Annotated in this window: 23 protein-coding genes and 1 tRNA gene; 15 read left to right on the top strand and 9 right to left on the bottom strand. The window is 71.6% G+C overall.

All coding sequences use genetic code 11. From position 1 onward, the window contains the following. Positions 1–5 precede the first annotated feature (5 nt). Positions 6–674, top strand: a complete 669-nt coding sequence (locus tag AC068B_RS40125) for a potassium-transporting ATPase subunit C (protein ID WP_478676406.1) — start codon at positions 6–8, stop codon at positions 672–674. Positions 675–710: 36 nt separating this feature from the next. Next, on the top strand, positions 711–1,400 hold the full coding sequence (locus AC068B_RS40120; protein ID WP_478676405.1) for a response regulator: 690 nt from the start codon (positions 711–713) through the stop codon (positions 1,398–1,400). 8 nt (positions 1,401–1,408) lie between these two features. On the opposite strand, the gene AC068B_RS40115 is transcribed toward AC068B_RS40120, so the two are convergent. Next, positions 1,409–1,765 carry an effector-associated constant component EACC1 gene (locus AC068B_RS40115; protein WP_356258141.1) on the bottom strand — a complete coding sequence of 119 codons (357 nt, stop codon included), beginning with the start codon at positions 1,763–1,765 and terminating at the stop codon, positions 1,409–1,411. 119 nt (positions 1,766–1,884) lie between these two features. On the opposite strand from AC068B_RS40115, the gene AC068B_RS40110 reads away from it, so the two are divergent. Further along, complete coding sequence (locus AC068B_RS40110; protein ID WP_478676404.1) at positions 1,885–2,910, top strand: glucokinase; 1,026 nt, start codon at positions 1,885–1,887, stop codon at positions 2,908–2,910. Between the two features lie 30 nt (positions 2,911–2,940). Here AC068B_RS40110 and AC068B_RS40105 read toward each other — a convergent pair whose 3' ends face one another. Further along, positions 2,941–4,311 (bottom strand): glucose-6-phosphate dehydrogenase, encoded by a 1,371-nt coding sequence (locus AC068B_RS40105; RefSeq protein WP_478676403.1) that lies wholly within the window; start codon positions 4,309–4,311, stop codon positions 2,941–2,943. A 125-nt stretch (positions 4,312–4,436) separates the two neighbouring features. Here AC068B_RS40105 and AC068B_RS40100 point away from each other — a divergent pair, with 125 nt between their 5' ends. Continuing rightward, positions 4,437–6,779 carry an ATP-binding protein gene (locus AC068B_RS40100; protein ID WP_478676402.1) on the top strand — a complete coding sequence of 781 codons (2,343 nt, stop codon included), beginning with the start codon at positions 4,437–4,439 and terminating at the stop codon, positions 6,777–6,779. Here AC068B_RS40100 and AC068B_RS40095 read toward each other — a convergent pair. Both AC068B_RS40095 and AC068B_RS40090 read right to left on the bottom strand, forming a co-directional pair. Beyond that, entirely contained in the window at positions 6,776–8,254 is a 1,479-nt protein-coding gene (locus tag AC068B_RS40095; RefSeq protein ID WP_478676401.1) for a trehalose-6-phosphate synthase, read from the bottom strand. The two genes, AC068B_RS40100 and AC068B_RS40095, sit on opposite strands and share 4 nt — an antisense overlap. Before the next feature lie 2 nt (positions 8,255–8,256). Then, complete coding sequence (locus AC068B_RS40090) at positions 8,257–8,934, bottom strand: SIS domain-containing protein (protein ID WP_478676400.1); 678 nt, start codon at positions 8,932–8,934, stop codon at positions 8,257–8,259. Between the two features lie 138 nt (positions 8,935–9,072). On the opposite strand from AC068B_RS40090, the gene AC068B_RS40085 reads away from it, so the two are divergent. Then, on the top strand, positions 9,073–10,386 hold the full coding sequence (locus AC068B_RS40085) for a caspase family protein (RefSeq protein WP_478676399.1): 1,314 nt from the start codon (positions 9,073–9,075) through the stop codon (positions 10,384–10,386). 68 nt (positions 10,387–10,454) lie between these two features. Here the strand turns inward: AC068B_RS40085 and AC068B_RS40080 are convergent. Then, a tRNA-Leu gene (locus AC068B_RS40080) sits at positions 10,455–10,542 on the bottom strand. A gap of 188 nt (positions 10,543–10,730) precedes the next feature. On the opposite strand from AC068B_RS40080, the gene AC068B_RS40075 reads away from it, so the two are divergent. From AC068B_RS40075 to AC068B_RS40065, 3 genes are all read left to right on the top strand, one after another. After that, entirely contained in the window at positions 10,731–12,056 is a 1,326-nt protein-coding gene (locus tag AC068B_RS40075) for a M20/M25/M40 family metallo-hydrolase (RefSeq protein ID WP_478676398.1), read from the top strand. Between the two features lie 190 nt (positions 12,057–12,246). Then, the gene (gene chpH, locus AC068B_RS40070; RefSeq protein WP_055565097.1) at positions 12,247–12,480 is read left to right on the top strand and encodes a chaplin ChpH; all 234 of its coding nucleotides are present in this window, start codon (positions 12,247–12,249) and stop codon (positions 12,478–12,480) included. Positions 12,481–12,618: 138 nt separating this feature from the next. After that, the gene (locus AC068B_RS40065) at positions 12,619–13,461 is read left to right on the top strand and encodes a chaplin (RefSeq protein WP_478676397.1); all 843 of its coding nucleotides are present in this window, start codon (positions 12,619–12,621) and stop codon (positions 13,459–13,461) included. Between the two features lie 62 nt (positions 13,462–13,523). Here AC068B_RS40065 and AC068B_RS40060 read toward each other — a convergent pair whose 3' ends face one another. Continuing rightward, positions 13,524–13,712, bottom strand: coding sequence for a DUF5703 family protein (locus tag AC068B_RS40060; RefSeq protein ID WP_356258165.1), 189 nt, complete (start codon positions 13,710–13,712; stop codon positions 13,524–13,526). A gap of 47 nt (positions 13,713–13,759) precedes the next feature. Between AC068B_RS40060 and AC068B_RS40055 the strand changes: the two genes are divergently transcribed. Further along, positions 13,760–14,560 carry a hypothetical protein gene (locus AC068B_RS40055; RefSeq protein ID WP_478676396.1) on the top strand — a complete coding sequence of 267 codons (801 nt, stop codon included), beginning with the start codon at positions 13,760–13,762 and terminating at the stop codon, positions 14,558–14,560. A gap of 101 nt (positions 14,561–14,661) precedes the next feature. Here the strand turns inward: AC068B_RS40055 and AC068B_RS40050 are convergent, their stop codons facing one another. Both AC068B_RS40050 and AC068B_RS40045 read right to left on the bottom strand, forming a co-directional pair. After that, the gene (locus AC068B_RS40050; protein ID WP_478676395.1) at positions 14,662–16,941 is read right to left on the bottom strand and encodes a helix-hairpin-helix domain-containing protein; all 2,280 of its coding nucleotides are present in this window, start codon (positions 16,939–16,941) and stop codon (positions 14,662–14,664) included. Further along, the gene (locus tag AC068B_RS40045) at positions 16,938–17,918 is read right to left on the bottom strand and encodes an aldo/keto reductase (protein ID WP_478676394.1); all 981 of its coding nucleotides are present in this window, start codon (positions 17,916–17,918) and stop codon (positions 16,938–16,940) included. The genes AC068B_RS40050 and AC068B_RS40045 overlap by 4 nt, the downstream gene beginning before the upstream one ends. A gap of 189 nt (positions 17,919–18,107) precedes the next feature. On the opposite strand from AC068B_RS40045, the gene AC068B_RS40040 reads away from it, so the two are divergent. Both AC068B_RS40040 and AC068B_RS40035 read left to right on the top strand, forming a co-directional pair. Beyond that, positions 18,108–19,163 (top strand): LLM class F420-dependent oxidoreductase, encoded by a 1,056-nt coding sequence (locus tag AC068B_RS40040; RefSeq protein ID WP_478676393.1) that lies wholly within the window; start codon positions 18,108–18,110, stop codon positions 19,161–19,163. Between the two features lie 220 nt (positions 19,164–19,383). Next, on the top strand, positions 19,384–20,172 hold the full coding sequence (locus tag AC068B_RS40035) for a ferritin-like domain-containing protein (protein ID WP_478676392.1): 789 nt from the start codon (positions 19,384–19,386) through the stop codon (positions 20,170–20,172). Position 20,173: 1 nt separating this feature from the next. Here the strand turns inward: AC068B_RS40035 and corA are convergent, their stop codons facing one another. Then, positions 20,174–21,175, bottom strand: coding sequence for a magnesium/cobalt transporter CorA (gene corA / locus AC068B_RS40030; RefSeq protein WP_478676427.1), 1,002 nt, complete (start codon positions 21,173–21,175; stop codon positions 20,174–20,176). A gap of 62 nt (positions 21,176–21,237) precedes the next feature. On the opposite strand from corA, the gene AC068B_RS40025 reads away from it, so the two are divergent. The 4 genes from AC068B_RS40025 (at position 21,238) to mshC (ending at position 24,659) form a co-directional block, all read left to right on the top strand. After that, the gene (locus AC068B_RS40025) at positions 21,238–21,924 is read left to right on the top strand and encodes a histidine phosphatase family protein (protein ID WP_478676391.1); all 687 of its coding nucleotides are present in this window, start codon (positions 21,238–21,240) and stop codon (positions 21,922–21,924) included. Between the two features lie 73 nt (positions 21,925–21,997). Beyond that, the gene (locus AC068B_RS40020) at positions 21,998–22,588 is read left to right on the top strand and encodes a DUF3090 domain-containing protein (RefSeq protein ID WP_478676390.1); all 591 of its coding nucleotides are present in this window, start codon (positions 21,998–22,000) and stop codon (positions 22,586–22,588) included. Beyond that, the gene (locus AC068B_RS40015) at positions 22,552–23,376 is read left to right on the top strand and encodes an SCO1664 family protein (protein ID WP_478676389.1); all 825 of its coding nucleotides are present in this window, start codon (positions 22,552–22,554) and stop codon (positions 23,374–23,376) included. The genes AC068B_RS40020 and AC068B_RS40015 overlap by 37 nt, the downstream gene beginning before the upstream one ends. A gap of 44 nt (positions 23,377–23,420) precedes the next feature. Beyond that, positions 23,421–24,659: a cysteine--1-D-myo-inosityl 2-amino-2-deoxy-alpha-D-glucopyranoside ligase gene (mshC, locus tag AC068B_RS40010; RefSeq protein ID WP_478676388.1), complete on the top strand. Its 1,239-nt coding sequence runs from the start codon at positions 23,421–23,423 to the stop codon at positions 24,657–24,659. Positions 24,660–24,684 lie beyond the last annotated feature (25 nt).

The following is a 24,684-nucleotide window of genomic DNA, read 5'->3' as shown; positions in this document are numbered from 1 at the left end:
CTGTCATGAACAACTCCGTAGGAAACACCGCCCGGTTGCTCGGCGCGGGCCTGCGCGCCCTGATCGTCCTCACCGTGATCTGCGGCGTCCTCTACCCGCTCGCGGTGACCGGCGTCGCCCAGGCCCTGCTGCCCGGCAAGGCCAACGGCTCCGAGGTGACGGCGGACGGCAGGACCGTCGGCTCCGAACTCATCGGCCAGCGCTACGACCTGCCGCTGAAGAAGGGCCAGGAGACGGCGGAGCCTGACCTCAAGTGGTTCCAGCCCCGCCCCTCCAACGGCCTCGGCGAGAACAGCGTCAACACGCAGTACAAGCTGCTGCTGTCCGGCGCCACCAACCTCTCCGGCGCCAACAAGGACCTGATCAAGCAGGTGAAGGACGCCAAGGCGGCCGTCATCAAGGACAACTCGACCGCCGGTCACAAGATCAAGCCCTTCGACGTGCCCGCCGACGCGGTCACCTCATCCGGCTCCGGCCTCGACCCGCACATCTCCCCGGACTACGCCGACCTCCAGGTCCGCCGCGTGGCCGCCGAGAACCACCTGGCCGTGAAACGGGTCCAGGACCTGGTCGACGACCACACCGACGGACGCATCCTCGGCTTCATCGGTGAGCCGCGCGTCAACGTCCTCCAGCTCAACATCGCGCTCAAGGAACTGACCGGCAAGGGCTGACGGGCCCGCATCCACAAGGAAGAAGGCGGCACACCGATGACCCGGGTGCTGGTGGTGGAGGACGACGTGCAGCTCGTACGGGCTCTCGTGATCAACCTCAGAGCGCGCAAGTACGGGGTGGACGCGGCCCCCGACGGAAGCACCGCGCTGCGTCTGACGGAGGCCCGGCAGCCGGACGTCGTCATCCTCGACCTGGGCCTGCCCGACATGGACGGCATCGAGGTGCTCAAGCGCCTGCGGGGCCGGACGCGCGCGCCGGTCCTGGTCCTCACCGCCCGGCGGGCCTCCGAGGAGAAGGTCGTGGCGCTCGACGCGGGCGCCGACGACTACATCACCAAGCCGTTCGGCATGAACGAACTCCTCGCCCGGCTGCGCGCCGCCGTCCGCCGCACCGAACCCTTCGCGGTCGCGGTCGCCCAGGAGACCGCCGTGGTCACCGCCGACGGCTTCACCGTCGATCTGGTCGCCAAGAAGGTCACCCGGGACGGCCGCGACATCCGCCTGACCCCCACGGAGTGGCAGCTCCTGGAAATCCTCATCCGCCACCCGGGACGCCTCATTCCCCAGCGGCAACTGCTGCTTGACGTGTGGGGCCCGTCCCACGGCACCAAGACCAACTACCTCCGGGTCTACATGGCCCAGCTCCGACGCAAACTGGAGACGGATCCGTCCCGCCCGCGGCACCTCATCACGGAGCCCGGGATGGGCTACCGCTTCGAGAACTGACACAGGCGTCAGGGGGTCGGGCCGGAGTCCCGCAGTACCGTTCGGATGAACTCTTCGGCCCCCGAGATCTGCTCCGCGTCGATCTCCACCTCCTTGCCGTCGGGGTGCCGGACGACGATGGAGAGGTTCGCGCGGCGCTGCTTGATCCAGAGCTGCGCGGACGCGACCAGCGCGGCGACCGTGCCGCTGCTGACCGCGGTGAGGAGCAGCTCGGGCACGGCCCCCATCTGTCCCGGCTCCGGGGCCTCGGCGCGCAGCCGGACCCGGCCCCGCAGGTCGTCCTCCCGCTGCAGCCAGGAGTGCAGATCCCGCACCAGCGCGGTGTCGGAGCCCGCCGGACCACTGACCTTGATCTGTATCGACACCACCACATCCGTTCCCGTCCGTTCCCGCGACCGCACGGACGTCTCGTCATACTGTGCCCCACGACAACTCGGTCCGTACGGGGGAGAATTGGACCGACCCGAAGCGAAGTGGTGAGGCAGTGCGTACAGCGGTGGCCGCGTTCGATGTGGGTGGTACCAATTCCCGGCTGCGCGGCGGCCGGGCAGGAGAGCCGGAGTACACCGAGCTGAAGGTGCGGACCGCCGACTACCCGTCGCTGGGGGAGCTGCTGACCGCCTGCCTGGACAAGGCGGGCCTGCGGCCCGAGACCGTGGTCCTCGCGGTCGCCGGGCGCGTCCCCGCCCATGGCGACGTGCAGATGACGAACCTTCCGCACTGGCCGCTGTTCCGGAGCGCCGCCTTCGCGGCCGAGCACGGCATCCGGCTGAGCGTCGTGAACGACATGACGGCCACCGCGCACGGCATGGCGGACCTCGGACCGGACGAGGTGCGCCCGCTCACCCCGCACGCCCCCGACGCCCACGCGGGCGACCTCCTCGCGGTCTCCGTGGGCAGCGGTGTCGGCAGCGCGCTGCTGGACGGGCACGGGGTGGTGCGCACGTCCGAGTCGGGGCACGTCGCCTGGCAGCCGGTGGACGCGTTCGAGGCGGGGTACCTCGCCTTCCTCAGGGCCGGGAGCGGAGGGGTCGGCGGGATCGAAGGGTTCATCACCGTCGAGGAGTCCATCGGCGGGCTCCGCGGCTTCGACCGGATGTACGACTACGTGTGTCAGGCCGCGCCGCCCGCCCCCGAGCTGCACGACAGGGTGACCGAGGCGCGCAGGACCGGCTCGGCCGTCGCGCCGTTGATCACCGCGGCGGCGCTGGCGGGCGACCCCCGTGCCCGCGAGGTCGTCCGGCTGTTCGCCGCCCTCTTCGGGCAGTATCTGCGCGGCGTGGCCCTGGTGTGCCTGCCCGCGGGCGGCGTCGTCACCCTGACGAGCGGGGTGCTCCAGGCGCCGGGGGTCGCGGAGTTCCTGTGCGGGGAGACGGAGTTCCTGGACCGCTTCATCAGCCCCGGCGCCTGCCATCACGACCTGCTGGCGGAGATCCCGGTCCGACTCGCCCTCGACCCGCTGGTGGGAGTGCGGGGCGCATATCGCTTGGCGGGCCGGTCAGTCGCCTAGAGCGGACGGTTGCCCGGAGCGGACCGTCGCCTAGAGCGGAGCGCACCAACCCCCCGCCCCCGGCAGCCCGGCCGACTTCTCCGGCCCCCACGAACCCCGCGGATATCCCAGCGGCGCCTCCCGCACGTCCAGCGCCGGAGCCACGATGCGCCACGACTCCTCGACCGTGCGCATCGACACGAACCGCCCCGTCCTGCCCTGGATCGCGTCCGCGAGGAGGTGCGTGTACGCCTCCCACGAGGACCCGGCCGCCTCCAGGTCGAATTCCAGATCGACCGGCATCGGTCCGGGATCCGCCCCCGGTCTGCGGGCGTTGACGGTCAGCACGGCGCCGCCATGACTGCCGAGCCGGAAGCGCAGGCGTCCAGGACCCGGGTCCTCGCGGGTGAACCAGAGGCGGTGCTCGGCGGGCGCGAAGTCCACGACCACCTCGATCGCCGTCGCGGCAAGGCCCTTGCCGGAGCGCAGCAGGAACGGCACACCGCGCCAGCGCTCGGCATCGATGTCCAGGCGCAGCGCGGCGAACGTCTCCACCGTCGAGTCGTGGGCCACTCCCGCCTCCGCCCGGTAGCCCGCGTACTGCCCGCGCACCAGCTGCCCCGGATCCACCGGCCGCACCCGGGCGAGGGCCTGCGCGATCCGCTCGCGGAAGGCCTCTGCGGTGCCGTCCGCGGGGCGCTCCATCGCCACTATCCCGACGAGCTGCAGCAGATGGCTCTGGACGACGTCACGGACCGCGCCGATCTCCTCGTACAAGGAACCCCGGCTGTCCACACCCCTGATCTCGCAATGCGTGATCTGCACCCTGGAAATGCTGTTCCTGTCCCACGCGGATTCGAGGAAGGGATTGCAGAAACGGAAAGCCAGGAGATTCTCGACCGCTTCCTTGCCGAGGTAGTGATCCATTCTCAGCACGGAGTCGGCGGAAAAGACTTTGAGGAGTGATTCGTTGAGCGTACGGGCCGAATCGAGATCGTTGCCGAAGGGCTTCTCCACGAGCACGGAACCCGGGGGCAGGCGCACGCCCCCCATCGTCGCGATGGTGCCGGTGGCCTGCGGGGGCGGGATGCCGAGGAAGTACACGGGACGCTCCGCGGCACGGACCGCGAGGGCCACGTCCGCCATCGTGCCGTGCTGCTCCGTGTCCCCTTCGATGTAACACGTCCTGGCCAGCAGCCGGTGCACGGTCGTGCCGTCCGAAGGGCCGCACATGTCGTGGACGGCCGAGGCCACGAACTTCTCGAAGCCCTCCCGGCCGAGGCCGGGCAGTCCGACGGCGACGACCAAAGGCGCGCACTGCTCCGACAGCGACAGGCGATAGAGGGCGGGCCACAGTTTTCGTCGCGCCAGATCTCCGGTCGCGCCGAAGAGAACCAAGGCATCTGACGATGCGTTCGTCACGCACCCTCCTCAGGGAGAACCCGACGCCCGCGAGAATACCCAAGCCACCCGTCCCGGACACCTCTCGCAACCTTTCGCAAGCCGTATAATTCGCCCCACTTGGCTTGACCCACGGGGGTGGATCCGTGTCAGCAGGGGAAATCCATGGAACGGCCGCGGGGGCGCCTTCGCGCGACGCGCCCGCGACCGGATCGCAGACCAGCTGGGAGGGGCTCCGCAGGCTGGTCGGCCAACGGACGGACAGACGGTCCGGCCGGGACGCGCCGGGGGCCGACGAGCGCCGCGGTCCCACGGTCGGTTCGCTCGACGAGCTGTCGCGGGCCGTCACCGACGATCCGGAGTTCGGCCGCAGGCTGATCGAGCGCCTGCTGCGGTTCCAGCCCGCCGAAGCGGGCCCCGCCGACCGGCCGCCCCTCCCGGTGCCCCATCAGCTGCCGCTCGACCGCCCGGGGTTCGTCGGACGCGGGAGCGAGCTGGCCGAGCTGGACCTGCTGTTGGCCGAGCCGCAGAAGGCGGGCCCCGACACCGCCGTGATCTCCTCCGTCGGCGGGGCTCCCGGCGTGGGGAAGACGGCGCTGATGGTGCACTGGGCGCACCGCTCGCGCGACTCCTTCCCGGACGGACAGCTCTACGTCAACCTCCGGGGCTACGGACCGGGCATCCCGCTCGAACCCGCGGAAGTCCTCGCCGACTTCCTGCACGCGCTGGACGTGGCCGCGCCCAAGGTGCCGCAGGAACTCGAACCGCGCGCGGCGATGTTCCGCACCCTGCTGCACGAGCGCAAGATGCTGCTCCTCCTGGACAACGCCCGCAACACGGCGCAGGTGTTCCCCCTGCTGCCGGGCAGTTCCACCTGCGTGGTGCTCGTGACCAGCCGGAACCGTCTCCAGGGGCTGGTCGGGAACTACGGCGCGCGCAGCATCCGCCTCGACACGCTGAGCGAGCGGGAGTCCGTCGAGCTGCTGACCGGGATCGTCGGCGGCGACCGCGTGCTGCAGGAGCGCGGCGCCGTCGAGGAACTCGCGGCAGGCTGCGGCCATCTGCCGCTGGCCCTCAGCATCGTGGGCGAGCGGGTCGCGGCGTATCCGCAATGGCCCATCGCCGACCTCCTGGAGGGCCTCGGCGACGAGCGCCACCGGCTCGACACCTTCGCCGCGGACACCGAGGACACCGGCGCCGAACAGCGCGAGGTGCGGGTCGCCTTCTCCTGGTCGTACCGCGCGCTCGGCACCGGCAGCGCACGCTGCTTCCGGATCCTGGGCCTGCATCCCACGGGCGAGTTCAGCCTGCTGGCCGCCGCCGCGGCGACCGGCGACTCCAGGGCGCGCACCCATGTGTACCTGCGGGGCCTGATCGACTGCCATCTGCTCGAACAGGTGGCGCCCGACCGGTTCCGCTTCCACGACCTCATCCACGACTACGCCGCCGAGCGCGCGTACGAGGAGGAGTCCGAGGAGTCCCGCACCGAGTCCGTCAGACGCTGCCTGCTCTGGTACCTGCACACGGCCGACGAGGCGAACCGGCAGCTGATGCCCCACCGCCGCAGGATCGACCTGTACGCGCTGCCCGAGCGGTGCGAACCGCTCCGGTTCGCCGACGGGGCGCAGGCCCTGACGTGGTGCGACACCGAACGGACCCACCTCATAGCCCTCGTGCGGCAGGCCGTGCAGTACGAGCAGGACGCGATCGCCTGGCAGCTGCCCGTGGTCCTGTGGAGCTTCTTCAACGTGCGCAAGCTCCTGAGCGACTGGATCGTCACCCATGAACTGGGGCTGCTCGGCGCGCGCCGCTCCGGCTGCCTCAAGGGCGAGGCCTGGACGCTGAACAGCCTCGGCAACGCCTACCGCGGCACGCGGGAGTTCGAGAAGGCCGTCGAGGTCTGGGAACAGGCCCTGGCCATCCGCCGCAGGATCGGGGACAAGTACGGCGAAGGGACCTCGCTCAACAACCTGGCGGGCGCGCTGCGGCGGATGAACCGCATCGAGGACTCGATCCGCTGCTCGAACGAGGCCCTGGCCATCCACCGGGAGATCCGGGACCGCTGGAACGAGGGCATCGACCTCAACAGCCTCGGCACCGCCCACCGAGACCTCGCCCGGATCGACGAGGCGATCAGCTGCTGGCTGCGCGCCCTCGGCATCCAGCGCGAGATCAAGGACCTGTTCGGCCAGGGCACCTCGCTCAACCACCTCGGCGAGGCCTACCGCACGGCCGGGCGCGACGACGAGGCCGTGGCGACCTTCGACGAGGCGCTGCAGATCAGGCGCTCCTTCGGGGACGAACCGGGCGCCGCGGCGACCGCGGTGAACCTGGGCGCGACGCTGGCCGCCATGGGCCGCCTGAAGGAGGCCGCGGTCTACTACACCCTCGCCCTGAAGGACCTCGAACGGCTCGGTGACGCCCGCATGGACGCCGTCAAGGAGGCCCTCCACGAGCTGGCCGACCGCGCCGCGCCCCTGGAGACCTAGGACCCCAGGGCCTTGTGCCGGTCGTCCCGGACCTCGGCGAGATCGGTGAGCTGGGCCCGCAGCCAGCTCTCCGGTGAGGAAGCCAGCAGCGGCGCCCGCATCCGAACGGCCCGCGCGGCACGCTCGCCGCGCGGCATGTCGAGCGCCTGCGTGAGCGCCGACACGGTCTCGCGGACATCGCGCGGATCGTCGATCACGACGGCCCCCGCACCGAGCCGCTCGGCGCTCCCGGTCCGGGCCGACAGGACGACCGCCCCGTCCCGCCGGTTCGCGAGGACCCCTTCCTGGGCCACCAGATTCATCCCGTCGTGCACCGAGTTGACCAGCAGGACGTCGTACTCCCGCAGCGCGGCCATGGCACGCACCCGGTCCTCGTCCCAGTGGACGGTCAGCACTCCGGGGAAGTCCCGCTGGATGCCCGCGACGGCCTCCCGCACACGGGCCGCGTACCAGGCGTACTCGGGAACCGTGGGCCGGGAAGGAGTCAGACAGCACACGAACCTGACGCGGTGCCGCAGCTCCGGGCGCTCGGCGAGGAGCAGCGCGAAGGCCTCGAAGCCCCGCAGGACGTTCTTCGCCGGATCGAGCCGGTCGACGCGCACCAGCAGGAGCGCCCGTTCCCGCATCCCCCGGAAGACGTCGGCCCACCGGTCCGCCTCAGGTGTGCCGAACACGCCGGACAGGTACTCCTGGTCGGGCGGCGCCGGATAGCAACGGACCAGCGTCCGGCCGCCCGCGTGGCGGACGGCGCCGTCCACCGCGTCGACCTCGTGCCCGGCCTCCCTGGCGAAGCGCAGGAAGGAGTCCGCCCACCGCTCGCACTGGAAGCCGAGCACGTCCGCCGCGAGCATGCCGCGCAGGAGCAGCCCACGGGCCGCGCCCGGCAGCGCCGAGGGGGCCGCGAACGCGGCGTGCAGGAAGAAGCCGATGGTCTGCGTGGGCAGCAGGGAGCGCAGGAACCCGGGTGCCGTGGCGAACTGGTAGTCCTGGAAACAGACGACGGTACGGGGATCGCAGCGAGCCGCGGCCGCCGCGGCCACGGCACGGTTCACTTGCTGGTACGCGCGCAGCGCGGCGCCGTCGCCGAGCGGCCCGGGACCGGTGCCGTCGAGGCCGCGCGGCAGATCCGTCCAGAGGTCGTGCAGCGCGTACCAGAGGCCCCGTACGCCCGCGTCCTCGTAGTACCGCCGGTAGTCCGCCGCCCGGCAGGGCACGGGACTGAATCCGTAACCGAGCCCAAGACCGGCGAACCTGCCGTCCCGCATGGCCCTGCGGTCCTCGTCGCTCGCCGAAGGGGCCAGCCAGCAGACGTCCTCGTCCATCGCGCGCGCGGACCGGTCGAGCAGCGCCGTCACACTGCCCGCCCGGCGTTCCGGGGCGAGGCCGGACGGGGTGGACCGGAACGTCACGGGGCCCCGGTCGGAGACCAGGACCACATCGGCCGTACGCGCCGCCCACGCGGCCCGCCGGGTCACCGTCAGCCCTTCGTTCCGTCGAGCGAGGCGTTCAGGATGTCCCTGGAGTGGCCCCTTCCGGTGCCCAGGGCGAGGGCCAGGGAGTGCACGAGGCCCAGGTGGACCGTCTCCACCACGCCGTACACCTCGCTGTCGACCAGCAGCGGCACGTCGACCAGCGCGGCGGCGCTGCCCCCCGAGCCGCCGAGCAGCCCGACCGTGCGCACGTCGCGCGCCCGCGCCGTCTTGAGGCCCTCGAGGATGTTCGGGGAGTTGCCGCTGACGCTGATGGCGACCACGACGTCGCCCGGCGTGAGCAGGCGGGCCAGCTGCTCGGAGAAGACGCGGTCGTAGCCGATGTCGTTGGCCAGGGCGGTGAGCAGCGGGGTGTTGCCGGTGAGCGCGTTCGTCCGCAGTCCGGCGGCCTGGGGACCCGAGGTCATGGCGAGGTCGCACGCCAAGTGGCCTGCCGTGGCCGCGCTGCCGCCGTTGCCGATCGCGTAGAGACAGTTGCCGCTTGTCCTGACCGAGTCGAGCAGCCGGACGGCGGAGGCGAACTCATTGGGCTCCACCGCGAGGGCGGCGTCGGCCACCAGGTTCTGGAACGCCGCACAGACGGCGGAAGCCCGGTGCGCACCGCCCCCGCCGTCTAACTCGTCGTCTAAACCGTCCGCGTTGTCCCGCACGCCCGAGCGCCCCATGGCAACCCCCACCAGTCGCAGCCGACTCCGGATTCGTCAGCATGCCCGAAACCTCGGACAGCGGTAAGAGCGCCGCCCCTCAGATGAGTCGCCTCGCTATCATTTGGGCAGCGGCACGTGCGGTAAGAGGGGGACGAAGTGCGGTTGGCCAGCGGCTCGAATTCGCATGCGGTGCTCATCGGATGCAGCAGCTACGACGACGTCGAACTGCCCCCGCTTCCCGCGGTGCGGAACAACCTCGACGATCTGCGCACCCTGCTCACCAGCCCCCACAACGTCGCACTCCCCAAGGAGCGGTGCACCCTACTCCGCGACGTGCAGGAGCCCCAGAAGGTGGGGGCGGCGCTGAGCCGCGCGGCGAGCGGCGTGGACGACATGTTCCTCGTCTACTTCGCGGGCCACGGCGCGCTGGACGAACACGGCCTGCTCCACCTCCTGCTCACCGGGAGCGACACCCGACTGCTCGGCTGGTCGAGCCTGCGGTTCGACCTCATCCGCCAGACCATGGCGTCCGCACCGGCCAGGAACCGCGTCCTGCTCCTCGACTGCTGCTTCTCGGGGCGGGCCATCGAGGCCATGGGCGACACCGCGTCGCTCTACTTCGGCCAGCTGGAGATCGCAGGCACCTTCGTCCTCGCCTCCGCCCCCGCGAACACTCCGGCCCGCGCGCCGCTGGGCGACCGGCACACGCTGTTCACCGGGGAGCTGATCAAGTTCCTGCGCGACGGTTCCGCCGCGGAGCCCGAATTGCTCACGCTGGGTGCGGCCTACCGCCACACGGCCAGGATCCTGGCCGCCAAGGGCGAGCCGAGGCCCCAGCGGTGCGGCACGGGAACGAGCGACCAGCTGGCCCTGGCCGCGAACGCCGCGTTCCGCAGGCTGACCGCCGAGGACGTGCCCGAACGCCTGTGCAGCGCGGTCGAGTTGGGGGAGTCGGGTGACGTGGCGGGGGCGCTGGAGGCCCTGAACGTCCTCGCGCAGGAGTGCGGCCGGGTGCTCGGCGCCCACCACGAGTTCACCCTCCTGGCGCACCAGGCCCTCGCGCACGCCGAGGGGGAGAGCGGGCACGCGGCCGCCGCGGCCGCGCGGTACGCCCTGCTCGCCGGGGAGCTGGCCGTCGACCGGGGCCCGCTCCACCCGGACACCCTCCAAGCGCGCCACGAGCACGCCCGGTGGGCCGGGATCGGCGGCGACGCCGAGGCCGCGGCCGACCTCTTCGCCGAGCTGGCGGTGGACGCCTCGGGAGCCCTGGGCCCCGGGGACGTGCGCTCGCTCAGCTGCCGGTGGCAGCACGCCCACTGGCTGGGGGTGAGCGGCCACCCCGAGCGCGCCGCGGCGGCCTTCGCCGAGCTCGCCGACAATTACGGCTCCTCGCTGGGCGAGCGGCACGGCGACACCCGGGCCGCCCGGCGCAACCACGCGTACTGGCGGGACACCGCGGGACCGTCATGACCGGCCACCGGACCGGCCCTGCGTCGTACGCAACGCAAAAGGCCCCAGTCTCTCGACTGGGGCCCTGCTGGTGTCCGAGGGGGGACTTGAACCCCCACGCCCGATAAAGGGCACTAGCACCTCAAGCTAGCGCGTCTGCCATTCCGCCACCCGGACAAGGTGTCTGTCTTCGCGGGGCGTTTCCCGCGGCGACACAGAGAACATTACCAGGCTTCCAAGGGTCCCCGATCACCCCCGCCACCCCTCGTGAACTGCTGATGACGACACCCGCCCGCCCTTGGGCGCGGAGCTCCGGAGAGAGAGGATGAGGGGGACCACCAGCAGCGAATGCGGGAGGAACCAGCGTGAGCGGGTCCAGCACGGGCAAGGCCGTCACCGGTGAGGACGAGGTCGTCGACCTCTGTCGCGAACTGATCCAGATCGATACGAGCAACTACGGCGACCACTCGGGCCCGGGGGAGCGCAAGGCCGCCGAGTACGTCGCGGAGAAGCTCGCCGAGGTGGGCCTCGAACCGAAGATCTTCGAATCCCATCCGGGCCGGGCCTCCACGGTCGCCAGGATCGAGGGCGAGGACCCGTCGCGGCCCGCGCTCCTCATCCACGGCCACACGGACGTCGTACCGGCCAACGCCGCGGACTGGACGCACCACCCCTTCTCCGGGGAGATCGCGGACGGGTGCGTGTGGGGCCGGGGCGCGGTCGACATGAAGGACATGGACGCGATGACCCTCGCGGTCGTCCGCGAGCGCATGCGCACCGGCCGCAAGCCCCCGCGCGACATCGTCCTGGCCTTCCTCGCGGACGAGGAGGCGGGCGGCACGTACGGCGCGCGGCACCTGGTCGACAACCACCCCGATCTCTTCGAGGGGTGCACCGAGGCGATCAGCGAGGTCGGCGGCTTCTCCTTCACCGTCAACGAGAACCTGCGGCTCTACCTCGTCGAGACGGCCCAGAAGGGCATGCACTGGATGAAGCTCACCGTGGACGGCACGGCGGGCCACGGTTCGATGATCCACAAGGACAACGCGATCACCGAGCTCTCCGAGGCCGTCGGGCGGCTCGGGCGGCACAAGTTCCCGGTGCGCGTCACCAAGACGCTGCGGCACTTCCTCGACGAACTCGGTGACGCCCTCGGCACCGAGCTCGACCCGGAGAACATGGACGAGACGCTCGCCAAGCTCGGTGGCATCGCCAAGCTCATCGGCGCCTCCCTGCAGAACACCGCCAACCCCACGCAGCTCGGCGCCGGGTACAAGGTGAACGTGATCCCGGGGCAGGCCACCGCGCACGTCGACGGCCGCTATCTGCCGGGGTACGAGGAGGAGTTCCTCGCCGACCTCGACCGGATTCTCGGTCCGCGGGTCAAGCGCGAGGACGTACATGCCGACAAGGCTCTGGAGACCACCTTCGACGGTGCGCTCGTCGACGCCATGCAGACCGCCCTGCGCGCTGAGGACCCGATCGCCCGCGCCGTGCCGTACATGCTCTCGGCCGGTACGGACGCCAAGTCCTTCGACGACCTCGGCATCCGCGGCTTCGGCTTCGCGCCGCTGAAGCTGCCGCCGGAGCTGGACTTCGCGGGCATGTTCCACGGTGTGGACGAGCGAGTGCCGGTGGACGGCCTGAAGTTCGGGGTTCGAGTACTCGACCGGTTCATCGACGAGTCCTGACGGAATGCGGCCGGAATTCGGGTGAAAACCGGCCGCATTACGTGCTGAAACGACTCTCCAACAATCGTCAGCGCGTGCGTACTTGACTGAAAAGAGTGAAAGGGTACCGGCCCTCGTAGCCCCACCAGTTCCTCCTCGTTACAGGTGATGCAGTCCGCGGCTGGGACTGCATTGCCAACGAGGAGGAATAATGATCAAGAAGGTCGTCGCCGCTGTGGCCGCCACTGGTGGTCTCGTGCTCGCGGGTGCGGGCATCGCCACCGCTGACGCCGGTGCCCAGGGTGCCGCCGTGGGCTCTCCCGGTGTCGTTTCGGGCAATGTCATCCAGGTGCCCGTCCACGTGCCGGTGAACGCCTGCGGCAACACGGTCTCCGTGATCGGGCTGCTGAACCCCGCCTTCGGCAACACCTGCATCAACAAGTGACGTTGTTGTGCCTCACCCCTTGAGGGTCTGAGTCCGTCGGCCCCGGAGTGCGTGCCATGCGCTCCGGGGCCGACGGGCATTCCACGTCCGGGCAGTGGGCCCGTACGTACTACGGCAGGTAAAAGGCAGGGAACACCTATGCGACAGGTCACGCGCAAGGGCCTGATCACCGTGGCGGCCGCGACCGGCGTACTCGCCGCGACCGGAGGTTACGCACACGCGGACTCAAGTGCCGGCGGAAGCAGTTCGAATTCACCCGGCGTGCTGTCGGGCAACAACGTCCAGCTTCCCGTCGATGTACCGGTCAATGTGTGCGGCAACACCGTGAATGTGATCGGTGTCCTCAATCCGGCGGCGGGCAACAGCTGCGCCAACACGGGCCACAAGGGCGGCGGTTCGCACAAGCCGTCCGGCGGCGGCGCCAAGGCCCACGGGCACGCGAGCGACTCACCCGGCGTCGGCTCCGGCAACAACGTGCAGTTGCCGGTCAATGCCCCGGTGAACGTCTGCGGCAACAGCGTCACCATCGGCGGCCTCGGCAACGCGGCCATGGGCAACGAATGCGCCAACGACTCCGGTGCCGCGGTGACCCCGCCGGGCGGCGAGAAGCCCCCGACCGGGCCCGAGCACCCGGGCAACCCGGAGCACCCCGGCAATCCGGAGCATCCCGGGAACCCGGAGCACCCGGGCAATCCGGAACACCCCGGGAACCCGGAGGAACCCGGCAAGCCGGGCAAGCCGGGCAAGCCGGGTGGCCCCGGAGGGCCCGGGAACTCCCACTCCCCGCACGCGCCGGTCAACCCGATCGACGACCGTGCCATCCCGAACAGCCCGCAGGCGCAGATCCTCGCGCCGCCCGAGGGGACCGCACAGCTCGCGTCGACCGGCAGTGAGCTGCCGCTCGGTCTCGCGCTGCCGGTCGGCGCGGGCGCGCTGCTCGCGGGCACGGTGCTCTACCGCAGGGCCCGGGCGGCTGCCTGAGCCACTCTGCTTTTGTGTACGCCGTACGGAGCGGGCCCCGCGACAGCGGGGCCCGCTCCGTTTTACCAGGTCGCTCTCAGCTGGCGAATGATTCGCCGTTTGAGGCGCACTCTGCGACTTCCGTCAGAGCGCAGACTCAGTCGGTCCAACTCCCAGTGCCCGTACTCCGCGTGGTCCGTCAGCAGGCGGGTGGCTTCCTTGCGGGTGACCCCGCGCGGTACATACACGTCGACAAATTCGTATTCCGGCATCGCATCTATTGTGCGGGCATGGGCCCGGTACGGATAGCGTCTGCACTATGTCTGATGCTGCGCAGCCCACCGCTGCCGAGGTACGTGCCGCCGCCGAGGCGGTCAAGACCGCGCTCGACCGCCACCTGGCCGCGGTCGAACGCAGGTCGGGCGAGGACGATCCGGCCGTCTACGAAGCGTTCAACGAACTGGCCGCGGCGGCCGAGGAGTACGACGAGCTCCTCTACGACCGCTACGACGAGGTCACCCCCTTCGAGATCCCCGGCACGGACGACGCCCTCCCGCCGTACCAGGGCCCGGACGAAGCGAACGCGCTGAGCGTGCTGCTCCGCCGCGACTACACCGTGGTGGAGCCGCAGCGGCTGCTGGCCCAGGCCCAGCGCGTCGCCGACCTCGAAGCGGGCGGCGCGGGAGGCGCCGGATCGGCGGACACCGTGCACAGCGCCCTCGGTGTCCTCTTCGGGGAGTTCGAACCGGACGAAATCTCCTCCCGGCACAAGGAGTTCGGCTTGGAGGAGGGCGACTCCACGCTCTGGGTCACCGCGGTGGACACCCCCGCGGAGCCGGGGGAGTGGCTCGACGCCCCCTTCGACCAGGCCGACCCGCACCGGGTGCTGTGCCGGTTCGACGTCAGTGTGGTCTTCGACGACGAACTGGACGACGACAGTCTCGACGGCCTCGACGGCCTCGACACCGACGTCGACATCGATCCGGACGTGGCGGTGCCCCTCGACGACATCGACGAGCCGGACATCGAAGAGCCCGACATCGAAGAGCCCGGCGCCGCCGGGGACGGCGTGGGCGAGGCGGACAGGGACGGCCCCGGCGCCCGCAGGACCGGCCTCTGACGGCTGCTTCCGGCGCCGCGGACCTGGCGAATCGCTCCTGCGCTCGCCGCCCTCCCGAGGGGGAGGGGGCGGCGAGCGCATTGCGTCGCAGGAGCGGCGGCTCAGACCGCCGCTGCGGGCACCTGAGGGCGCAGCAGCGTCTGCAGACGCGTCGTACGGTCCTTCCAGAGGCGCTCCGCCACCGCGCGCGGCAGCGCCTGCTCCACGCCCTGCACGACCGACAGATGCCGCTCCGCGCGGCTGAACGCGGTGTAGACCCACGGGCGGGACAGTGCCTCCGCCGCGTCGCCCGGCAGCACCACGACGGCCGCGGGCCAGCGCTGCCCCGTCGCCTGGTGCGCGGTGAGCGCCCAGGCGTGCCGCACCTCCCGCTCCACCCGCTCCTGCGGTACGACGACGGGGGCGCCGTCGCACTCCAGGTGCAGTCCCTCCGCGTCGGCCCGCACCACACGGCCGAGCGTCGTGCGGCCCGCCGCGGGGACGTACGCGATCCGGTCGTCGGGGTCGAAGCCGCCGAACCGGCCGGGGCCCGGATTCAGCCGTTCCTTGAGGGCGGCGTTGAGCGCGCGGGTGCCCACGGCGCCGCCGTGTCCCGGCGTGATGACCTGCGTCTGCTCGGCGGGCACCCCGATCGCCCGCGGCACCGAGTCCGCGACGAGCTGGACGGTGCGGTGGATCGCCTCGGCGGGGTCGCGCACCGGAACGAGCACGACCTCCTTGCCGGGCGCCTCGACCTGGTTCAGCTCGCCGATGCCGATGCCGGATGTCAGCTCCCCGATGGGGCCCGGGTCCGGGGTGCGCGAGACGACCTGCGGGCAGCAGCGCGCGGAGAGGAGATCGGCGAAGACCCGCCCGGGGCCCGCCGACCACAGCACGCCCGGGTCGCCGCCGAGGACCAGGCGGGCGCCGTCCGGCAGGGACTCGACGAGCATCGCCGCGGTCTCCACGTCCAGCTGCGGCGCGTCCAGGACGACCAGGAGGTCGAGCGCGAGCGCACCCTCCGCGTCGCGCCCGGGGCCCTGCTCACCCGAGAGCAGTCCGGCCACGGTCACCGCGGCCTCGTCCGCGCCCGTCGCCCGCGCGAGACGGCGGCGTCCGTCGGCGCTGTGGGCGGCGGCGCACACCCGAAGGCCGAGCGCCGCGGCCGCGGCCACCAGCGCCGCAGGCTCGGCACGCGCCTCCTCGCCGCCGGAGTGCAGCACCAGTCCGTGCCCGGCGACGGCGCGGATCAGCTCGGCGGCGGACCCGGACGCCTGCGCCGCTGCGGTCTCCCACTCGGCGGCCCCGGGGCCGGAACCGTCTTCCTTGGGAGTTGAGTTGATCACCCGGGCGAGGCCGTCGGCGAGGCTCTCCTCCGCGAGTGCGTACCGCTCCAGGCCGATCAGGACGCGGACGGGGCGCTCCGGCTCGGCGTCTTCATCGTCCCCACCGTCCTCGCCACCCTCACCGCCCTCTTCGCTCCGCGTGCCCGCGTCGTCCGTGCGCTGGACCGGCACCTCGGTCCCTTCGAGCGCGTCCTGGAAGACCAGCGCGTCGCCCTCGGCGAGCGCGCTCTGCACCGCCGCGTCGGGATCCGGCACCGCGCGCTGCCCGAGCGCGGCGTAGAGCGTCGCGGCGTCGAGCGCCGTGTGCCCCGCGACGGCGGCCTGCTCCAGGAGCCATACGGTGATCGCGCGGCCCCTGCGCTCGTCGTCGGGTCCGCACTCCGCGCCGAGCAGCGCCCTGGCGAATCCGTCGGCCTGCTCGGGCCGCACGCCGGTGACCCGCAGCAACTGCCACGGGTCCGCGCGCAGTTGTCCGTCGGCGCCGTCGCCGAGCACGGCCGCCGTCTGTCCGGCGAGCGCGGGCGGGGCGCCTCCCTCGGCGAGCACGGCACGGACGGCCTCGACGGCCTCCTCCGCGGGCGCCTGGGCGGCCGCGGGCCGCTGCGGGCGCACGGGCTCGGGCGCGCGGGACGGCGCGGGCCTGCGCGCGGGCTCCGGCTCCTGGAACGCGCTGGCGACGGGCTTGTCGCCGCTCTCCACGGCGCGCACGGCGGCCAGCAGATCGGCGGCGGTGCCGCTCAGCTTCGTCCCGGCGTCGATCGGGCCCTCCTTCGACGCCTTCCGCTGCTCGATCCGCTCCCGCAGCTCACGCTGCGCGGCGATCTCGGCCTCGGTCTCGGACAGCTCGGGGCTGTCGCCTTCGGCCTTGCCCTCGCCGTCGTCGCTCTTGCCTTCGGCCTTGCCCTCGCCGTCGTCGTCGCTCTCGCTCGTCTCCGATGCGGGCTCGGTGCCCGGTGCGGCCTCGGCGTCCGGCGCGGCTTGTGCCGGGCCGGACGACTCCGCCTGCTCCGCGGCAGCGGCCCCGGGGTCCTCCGCGGCAGCGGGTTCCGTACTCACAGCGTGCTCCAGTCGTGATCGGGATAGCGGTGCACCGGCGCCGACACGTCGTCGAGCGCCCGGCAGATCTCGTCAGGAAGACTAAGGGTCTCCACTGACAATGCGGCCGTGAGCTGCTGCGCGTTGCGCGCGCCGATGATCGGGGCCGTCACTCCCGGGCGGTCCCGCACCCAGGCGAGGGCGACCTGGAGCGGGGTCGCCGCGAGCCCGTCGGCGGCCGTCGCGACCGCGTCGACGATGTGGCCCGCCGTCTCGTCGAGGTACGGCGCGACGAAGGGCGCCATCTGGTCGGAGCCGCCGCGCGAGTCGGCGGGCGTGGCGTGCCGGTACTTCCCGGTGAGCACGCCCCTGCCGAGCGGCGAGGACGGCAGGAGCCCGACGCCCAGGTCGAGGGCGGCGGGCAGCACCTCCCGCTCGACGCCGCGCTGCAGCAAGGAGTACTCCATCTGCGTACTGGCCAGGCGGGTGCGGATGCCCGGCGCGGCGAGCTGCCACGTCGCGGCCTTCGCGAGCTGCCAGCCGCAGAAGTCGGCGACCCCCGCATAGCGGGCCCGCCCACTGCTCACCGCTATGTCGAGGGCCTGCAGCGTCTCCTCAAGGGGAGTCCCCGGATCGAAGGCGTGGACCTGCCACAGGTCGACATAGTCGGTGCCGAGGCGGGTGAGGGAGGCGTCGAGCGCGGCGAGGAGGTGGCCCCGTGAGCCGTCGAAGCGGCGCTCCGGGTCCGGCACGCTGCCCGCCTTCGTCGCGATGACCAGGTCGCGGCGGGGCACGAGCCGCTCGATCAGGCGTCCGATGAGGTACTCGGCCTCCCCGTCGCCGTACACATCGGCGGTGTCGACGAGGGTGCCGCCCGCTTCCCAGAACACCTTCAACAGGTCGGCGGCGTCGCTCTCCTCGGTGTGGCCCCAGGTGAGGGTGCCGAGTCCGATGCGGGACACGCGCAGGCCGGTCCGGCCGAGATGCCTCTGCTCCATGGGCGCTGAGATTACTGGCCGTACCCCCGCGACGGTCGAGCCTGTGGACAAACCAGCGATTGTGGAGAACCCGGCCACCCCTCCGTCACGGACTCCGTCGCCGAATCCCTCACTGACGGATCCGGCACCGCGCGCTAAAGTCCCCGGCACAGAACGTTACTCATGAGTAAAGCGGTAAGGGGATCGGTCATGCAGCTCGGGATCAACCTCGGCTACTGGGGCGCGGGGATGGACGCGGACAATCTCGCCGTCGCGAAGGAGGCCGACAAGCTGGGCTATGCGGTCTGCTGGGCCGCGGAGGCGTACGGATCGGACGCCGCGACGGTGCTGTCCTGGGTGGCCGCACAGACCGAACGCATCGACATCGGCTCCGCGATCTTCCAGATCCCGGCCCGGCAGCCCGCGATGACCGCGATGACGGCGGCGACCCTCGACTCGCTCTCCGGCGGCCGCTTCCGCCTCGGCCTCGGCGTCTCCGGCCCGCAGGTCTCCGAGGGCTGGTACGGCGTGAAGTTCGACAAGCCGCTGGCGCGCACGCGTGAATACGTCGAGATCGTCCGCAAGGCCATGACGCGCGAGCGGCTCTCCTACGAGGGCGAGCACTGGACGCTGCCGCTGCCCGGCGGCCCCGGCAAGCCCATCAAGCTGACCGTCCACCCCCAGCGCGAGCACATCCCGCTGTACGTCGCCGCGATCGGCCCGAAGAACCTGGAGCAGACCGGCGAGATCGCCGACGGCGCCTTGCTGATCTTCCCCGCGGCGGAGCACCTGGAGGAGACCGCGATCAAGCACCTGCGCGCCGGGCGGCAGAAGGCGGGTCTGTCCATGGACGGCTTCGACGTCGTCCCGACGCTGCCGCTCGCCGTCGGCGAGGACGCGCAGGTCGACGCGCTCGCGGACATGTTCCGGCCGTACACCGCCCTGTACGTCGGCGGCATGGGAAGCCGGAAGCAGAACTTCTACAACCAGCTGGCGCAGCGCATGGGGTACGAGAAGGAGGCCGCCGAGATCCAGGACAAGTACCTGGCGGGCGACAAGGACGGGGCGGCCGCGGCCGTGCCCCGGCAGCTGATCGACTCCACCACGCTGCTCGGTTCCGTGGACCGGATCGCCGACCGGATGCAGGCCTACGCGGCGGCCGGGGTCACCACGCTCACGCTGGCCCCCGCGGGCTTCACTCTGGAGGAACGGCTCACCGCGCTGCGGGCCGGTACGGAGGCCCTGGAGCGCTCCGGACTGGCGTAAGGGCCAGGGAAGTCTGCGGCCGTGGTGGGGGCTCGGGGGTCTTCCCCGCCACGGCCGTCACGGGGAACAACGCTTCAAGAGGCCCCCGGTTACGGCCTCGTGGCGGTGCCGGTGTCCTTCGTTCGGCGGAGCCGACCTCTACAGCTGTTGCCCATTGCGCAACCTCGCACTTGACTATTTCTTTGCGGAGGTCCGCGCACAGGGCATGGAGGTGCCAGTGATGTTGTCGGCCAGGAGTGTCTTCGAGGAGATCCTCGACGACGACGATTCGTTCCGGCTCTTCTGCTCCATCGCTGCCAGCGGCGAGACCCAGGGCGGCTGGGAGAACGGCCGCATCGCCGCGCTCGTCCCGGCTGCGGAGCGCGGGCTCGCGCCCAGGATCGCCCGGCACGGCGCCGACGAGGACAAGCACGGCAGGATCTTCAACGCACTCCTGAAGAAGCGTGGCCTGCGGCCGGTCGAGGTCCCGCACGACACCGACTACACGATGCTCCTGGAGAAGCACGGCATCGGCCTCGCGCACGACAAGCTGAAGGCCGACAAGCCGCTGTCCGTGCAGGACATCGTCACGTACCTCGCGCACAGCAGGGTCACCGAGCAGCGCGCCTCAGAACAGATGCGGATGCTGCTCAAGCACTTCGCCGACCACCCCGACATCGGCCGCGCCGTGCGGATGATCTCTCACGACGAGGACAACCACCTCGCGTACTGCCACGAGGAACTGCTCCGGTTCGCGCGCGCCGGGCACGGCCGTGCCATCCAGCGCACCCTGCGCGACTGCGCCCACGCCGAGATCCGCGTCTACCGCGACGTCAGCTTCGCGGTGATGGAGCGCATGGGACGCATCCTCCACTGGCCGCACGCCAAGCGGCAGTTGCTCACCGCGGGCATCCACGCCGTGTACGGCTACGAGAGAGCCGTCGGCTGGCGGCGCATGGTCTCCCTGGAGATGCCGGACCGGCGCGACGCCCTCGGCGGTCCCGCCACGACGGCCACCGAATTCGCCTGAGTTACAGCCAGCCGCGGCGCTTGAACATGCGGTACAGGACGACCTCCAGGACGGCCATCAGGAGGATCACGGCCGGATACGTCCACCACCAGTGCAGCTCGGGCATGTGGTCGAAGTTCATGCCGTAGACACCAGCGATCATCGTGGGCACCGCGGCCATCGCCGCCCACGCCGAGATCTTCCGCATGTCGTCGTTCTGCCGCACGCTCATCTGCGCCAGATGCGCGGACAGGACGTCCGACACCAGCCGGTCCAGGCCCTCCACGGACTCGTTGACGCGCGTCAGGTGGTCGTTGACGTCCCGGAAGAAGGGCTGCGCCGTCTCGTCCACGAAGGGCACGGAAGGGCTGAAGGGGCCCACTCCGGAGAGACGCGCCACGGGCAGCGCCAACGGCCCGGTCGCGCGGCGGAACTCCAGGATCTGCCGCTTGAAGGTGTAGATCCGTGACGCCGTGTTCCGGGAGGAGGCGCCGCCGTCCGGTGAGAAGACCTCCGCCTCCAGGACCTCCAGATCGGACTGCAGCTCGTCGGCGACCTCCAGATAGTGGTCCACGGAGGCGTCGGCGATCGAGTACAGGACAGCCGTCGGGCCGTGCTTGAGGACGTCGGGATCGGCCTCCAGACGGTGGCGTACGACACCGAGCGGCGCCCCCTCACCATGGCGGACGGTGACCACGAACGAGTCACCCATGAAGATCATGACCTCGCCCGACGAGACGGTGTCGCTGTCCGGCTCGTACACGACCGGCTTGAGGACCATGAACAACGAGTCGTCGTAGACCTCCAGCTTGGGCCGCTGGTGGGCCTTGAGGGCGTCCTCGACGGCCAGTGGGTGCAGCCCGAACTCCTGGCTGACCTGGTCGAACTCCTTCGCCGTCGGCTCGTGCAGACCGATCCACACGAAGGCGTCGCCCGCCGCCCGCGCCTGGTCCAGGGCGTCCGAGAAGTCCTCGGGGCCCTCGGTCCGGCGCCCGTCCCGGTAGATGGCACAGTCGACGATCACACCGCGCATTCTTCCCAGGCTTCACGCCTGTTGCACCCGCTGGGGCGCTTAGGCTGAACCGCATGCCCACGCTGATCCTCGTCCGGCACGGACGCTCCACGGCCAACACCGCCGGCCTGCTCGCCGGGTGGACCCCCGGCGTGGCCCTCGACGAGCGCGGCTCCGCACAGGCCGCCGCGCTCCCCGGACGGCTCTCCGCGCTGCCCATATCCGAGGTGGTCACCAGCCCCCTGCAGCGCTGCGAGGAGACCGTCGCTCCGCTGCTCGCCGCCCGCCCGGGGCTCCAGGTCCACACGGAGGACCGCATCGGGGAGTGCGACTACGGAGACTGGTCGGGCCGCAAGCTCGCCGAGCTCTCCGACGAACCCCTGATGGAGGTCGTCCAGCGGCATCCGTCCGCCGCCGCGTTCCCCGGCGGCGAGTCCATGCGGGCCATGCAGACGCGGGCGGCCGAGGCGGTCCGCGAGTGGAACGCGCGCGTGGCGCGCGACCACGGCGAGGACGCCGTGTACCTGATGTGCTCGCACGGCGACATCATCAAGTCCCTTGTCGCGGAGGCCATCGGGCTGCACCTCGACCTCTTCCAGCGCATCTCCGTGGAGCCCTGCTCCGTCACCGCCATCCGCTACACACGGCTGCGGCCCTACCTCGTACGCCTCGGCGACACCGGCGACTTCGCCTCGCTCGCGCCGCGCGAGGAGCCGCCGGGTGACGACGCCACCGTGGGGGGCGGGGCGGGCGCACCGTGATCGTCGCCCGCAGTAGGGTGAACCGGGCCGTAACAGCCCTTCATACTTTTCAGTCGATCAATGGAGACAGGACGTGTCCCGTCAGGTGTTCCTCTACGACCCCCCGGAGCGATTCGTCGCGGGAACGGTAGGGCTGCCCGGACGGCGTACCTTCTTCCTCCAGGCCTCCGCGGGCATCCGGGTGACCAGCGTCGCCCTGGAGAAGACCCAGGTGGCCGCGCTCGCCGAGCGCATGGAGGAGCTCCTCGACGAGGTCGTGCGCCGGAGCGGGGGCAACGCCCCGGTGCCGGCCGTCGCATCGTCCGAGGTCTCCGACAGCGCGCCGCTCGACTCCCCCGTGGAGGAGGAGTTCCGCGTCGGCACGATGGCGCTCGCCTGGGACGGCGAGGAGGAGCGGATGGTCGTCGAGGCACAGGCCCTCGTCGAACTGGACGCCGATACCGACGACGATCTCGCCGCGGCGGAGGAAAGGCTTCTGCAGGACGAGGAGAACGGCCCGCCGATGCTGCGCGTCCGGCTCACCGGGGTGCAGGCCCGCGCCTTCGCCAAGCGCGCCCTGGACGTCGTCAACGCGGGCCGCCCGCCGTGCCCGCTGTGCAGCCTCCCGCTCGACCCGGAAGGACACGTATGCCCGCGCCAGAACGGATACCGGCGGGAGGCGTGACCGTCGCCGACCCCGTCGCGCTCCTCACCCACGGGGAGCTGACCGTGCGCGGCCGCATCCGGGAGGCCTCGAACGCGGTGCTCTACTGCACGGTCGCGTACGAGGGCCAGGAGGCCGCCTGCGTCTACAAGCCGGTCGCCGGGGAGCGCCCCCTGTGGGACTTCCCCGACGGCACGCTCGCCCAGCGGGAGGTCGCCGCGTACGAGGTGTCGCTCGCCACGGGCTGGGACCTGGTGCCGCCGACCGTCCTGCGCTCCGGGCCGCACGGCGAGGGCATGTGCCAGCTGTGGATCGAGGACTCGGGCGACGCGGAGCTGCTCGCCCTGGTCGACGGGGACGAGCCCGGCGACGGCTGGAAGGCGGTCGGCCTCGCGCAGGTCGACGAGGAGCGGACGGCGCTCCTCGTGCACGCGGACGACGTGCGGCTGCGGCGGCTCGCGGTCCTCGACGCCGTGATCAACAACAGTGACCGCAAGGGCGGCCATCTGCTGGCCGCCGACGGGCACCTCTACGGCATCGACCACGGCGTCACCTTCCACGCCGAGAACAAGCTGCGGACGCTCCTGTGGGGCTGGGCGGGGGAGTCCCTGACCGAGGAGGCCGTGGAGGCCCTCCAGGCCCTGCAGAGCGGCCTTGAGGAGGGCGCAGGGCTGGCCGGGCGGCTGGCCGGGCTGATCACCGCCGTGGAGACCGAGGCGCTGCGCGCGCGGGTCGCGGCCCTGCTGAAGTCGGGGCGCCACCCCGAGCCGAGCGGCGACTGGCCACCTATTCCCTGGCCGCCGGTGTGATCCCCCACTCGTATACGGACGCCCCGTCCGGTTAGGCTCAGGGCATGCATGCCTGGCCCGCTTCTGAGGTCCCCGCCCTTCCTGGCAAGGGCCGCGACCTCCGGATCCACGACACCGCGACCGGTGGACTCGTCACCCTCGACCCCGGTCCCGTCGCCCGTATCTACGTCTGCGGCATTACCCCGTACGACGCGACCCACATGGGTCACGCGGCGACCTACAACGCGTTCGACCTGGTGCAACGCGTGTGGCTCGACACCAAGCGGCAGGTTCACTACGTCCAGAACGTGACCGACGTGGACGACCCGCTCCTGGAACGCGCCACCCGCGACGGCAAGGACTGGGTCGAGCTCGCCGAGGGCGAGACCGCACTGTTCCGCGAGGACATGACCGCGCTCCGCCTCCTGCCGCCGAAGCACTACATCGGAGCCGTCGAGGCGATACCCGGCATCGTGCCGCTCGTCGAACGCCTCCGCGACATGGGCGCCGCCTACGAACTCGAGGGCGACGTCTACTTCTCCGTCGAGTCCGACGCCCACTTCGGGGAGGTGTCCGGACTCGACACCGCCGCCATGAAGCTGCTCTCCGCGGAGCGCGGCGGCGACCCGGAGCGCCCCGGCAAGAAGAACCCGCTCGACCCGATGCTCTGGATGGCGGCCCGCGAGGGCGACCCGAGCTGGGACGGCGGCAGCCTCGGCCGCGGCCGCCCCGGCTGGCACATCGAGTGCGTCGCCATCGCCCTCGACCACCTCGGCATGGGCTTCGACGTGCAGGGCGGCGGATCCGACCTCGCCTTCCCGCACCACGAGATGGGCGCCTCGCACGCGCAGGCCCTGACCGGCGAGTACCCCTTCGCGAAGGCGTACGTCCACGCGGGCATGGTCGCCCTGGACGGCGCGAAGATGTCCAAGTCCAAGGGCAACCTCGTCTTCGTGTCGAAGCTGCGGCGCGACGGCGTCGACCCCGCGGCGATCCGGCTCGCCCTCCTCGCGCACCACTACCGCGCGGACTGGGAGTGGACGGACGGCGTCCTCGAGGAGGCCGTCGAGCGGCTCGGCCGCTGGCGCGCCGCGGTGTCCCGCCCCGACGGGACCGCCGCCGAGGCGCTCGTCGAGGAGATCCGCGACGCCCTCGCGAACGACCTGGACGCACCGGCCGCGCTCGCCGCGGTCGACCGCTGGGCCGCCCGCCAGGACTCCGAGGACGGCGCCGACGGCACTGACGAGGGCGCCCCCGGCGTCGTGTCCCGCGCGGTGGACGCCCTGCTCGGCGTGGCCCTGTAGGCACCGCTTCACCGAATGGGCCGCT

It is taken from the genome of Streptomyces sp. NPDC042371, from assembly GCF_056437465.1.
This window is presented reverse-complemented; position numbering and strand designations above follow the sequence as displayed.

Bases quoted from the DNA above. Each gene is read 5' to 3' on its own strand.
- AC068B_RS40060 (WP_356258165.1), bottom strand. From the start codon at position 13,712: ATGCCGGAATACGAATTTGTCGACGTGTATGTACCGCGCGGGGTCACC.
- AC068B_RS40045 (WP_478676394.1), bottom strand. From the start codon at position 17,918: ATGGAGCAGAGGCATCTCGGCCGGACCGGCCTGCGCGTGTCCCGCATC.
- AC068B_RS40040 (WP_478676393.1), top strand. From the start codon at position 18,108: ATGCAGCTCGGGATCAACCTCGGCTACTGGGGCGCGGGGATGGACGCG.
- chpH (WP_055565097.1), top strand. From the start codon at position 12,247: ATGATCAAGAAGGTCGTCGCCGCTGTGGCCGCCACTGGTGGTCTCGTG.
- AC068B_RS40125 (WP_478676406.1), top strand. From the start codon at position 6: ATGAACAACTCCGTAGGAAACACCGCCCGGTTGCTCGGCGCGGGCCTG.
- AC068B_RS40015 (WP_478676389.1), top strand. From the start codon at position 22,552: ATGCCCGCGCCAGAACGGATACCGGCGGGAGGCGTGACCGTCGCCGAC.
- AC068B_RS40065 (WP_478676397.1), top strand. From the start codon at position 12,619: ATGCGACAGGTCACGCGCAAGGGCCTGATCACCGTGGCGGCCGCGACC.
- AC068B_RS40055 (WP_478676396.1), top strand. From the start codon at position 13,760: ATGTCTGATGCTGCGCAGCCCACCGCTGCCGAGGTACGTGCCGCCGCC.
- AC068B_RS40025 (WP_478676391.1), top strand. From the start codon at position 21,238: ATGCCCACGCTGATCCTCGTCCGGCACGGACGCTCCACGGCCAACACC.
- AC068B_RS40120 (WP_478676405.1), top strand. From the start codon at position 711: ATGACCCGGGTGCTGGTGGTGGAGGACGACGTGCAGCTCGTACGGGCT.
- mshC (WP_478676388.1), top strand. From the start codon at position 23,421: ATGCATGCCTGGCCCGCTTCTGAGGTCCCCGCCCTTCCTGGCAAGGGC.
- AC068B_RS40035 (WP_478676392.1), top strand. From the start codon at position 19,384: ATGTTGTCGGCCAGGAGTGTCTTCGAGGAGATCCTCGACGACGACGAT.
- AC068B_RS40090 (WP_478676400.1), bottom strand. From the start codon at position 8,934: ATGGGGCGCTCGGGCGTGCGGGACAACGCGGACGGTTTAGACGACGAG.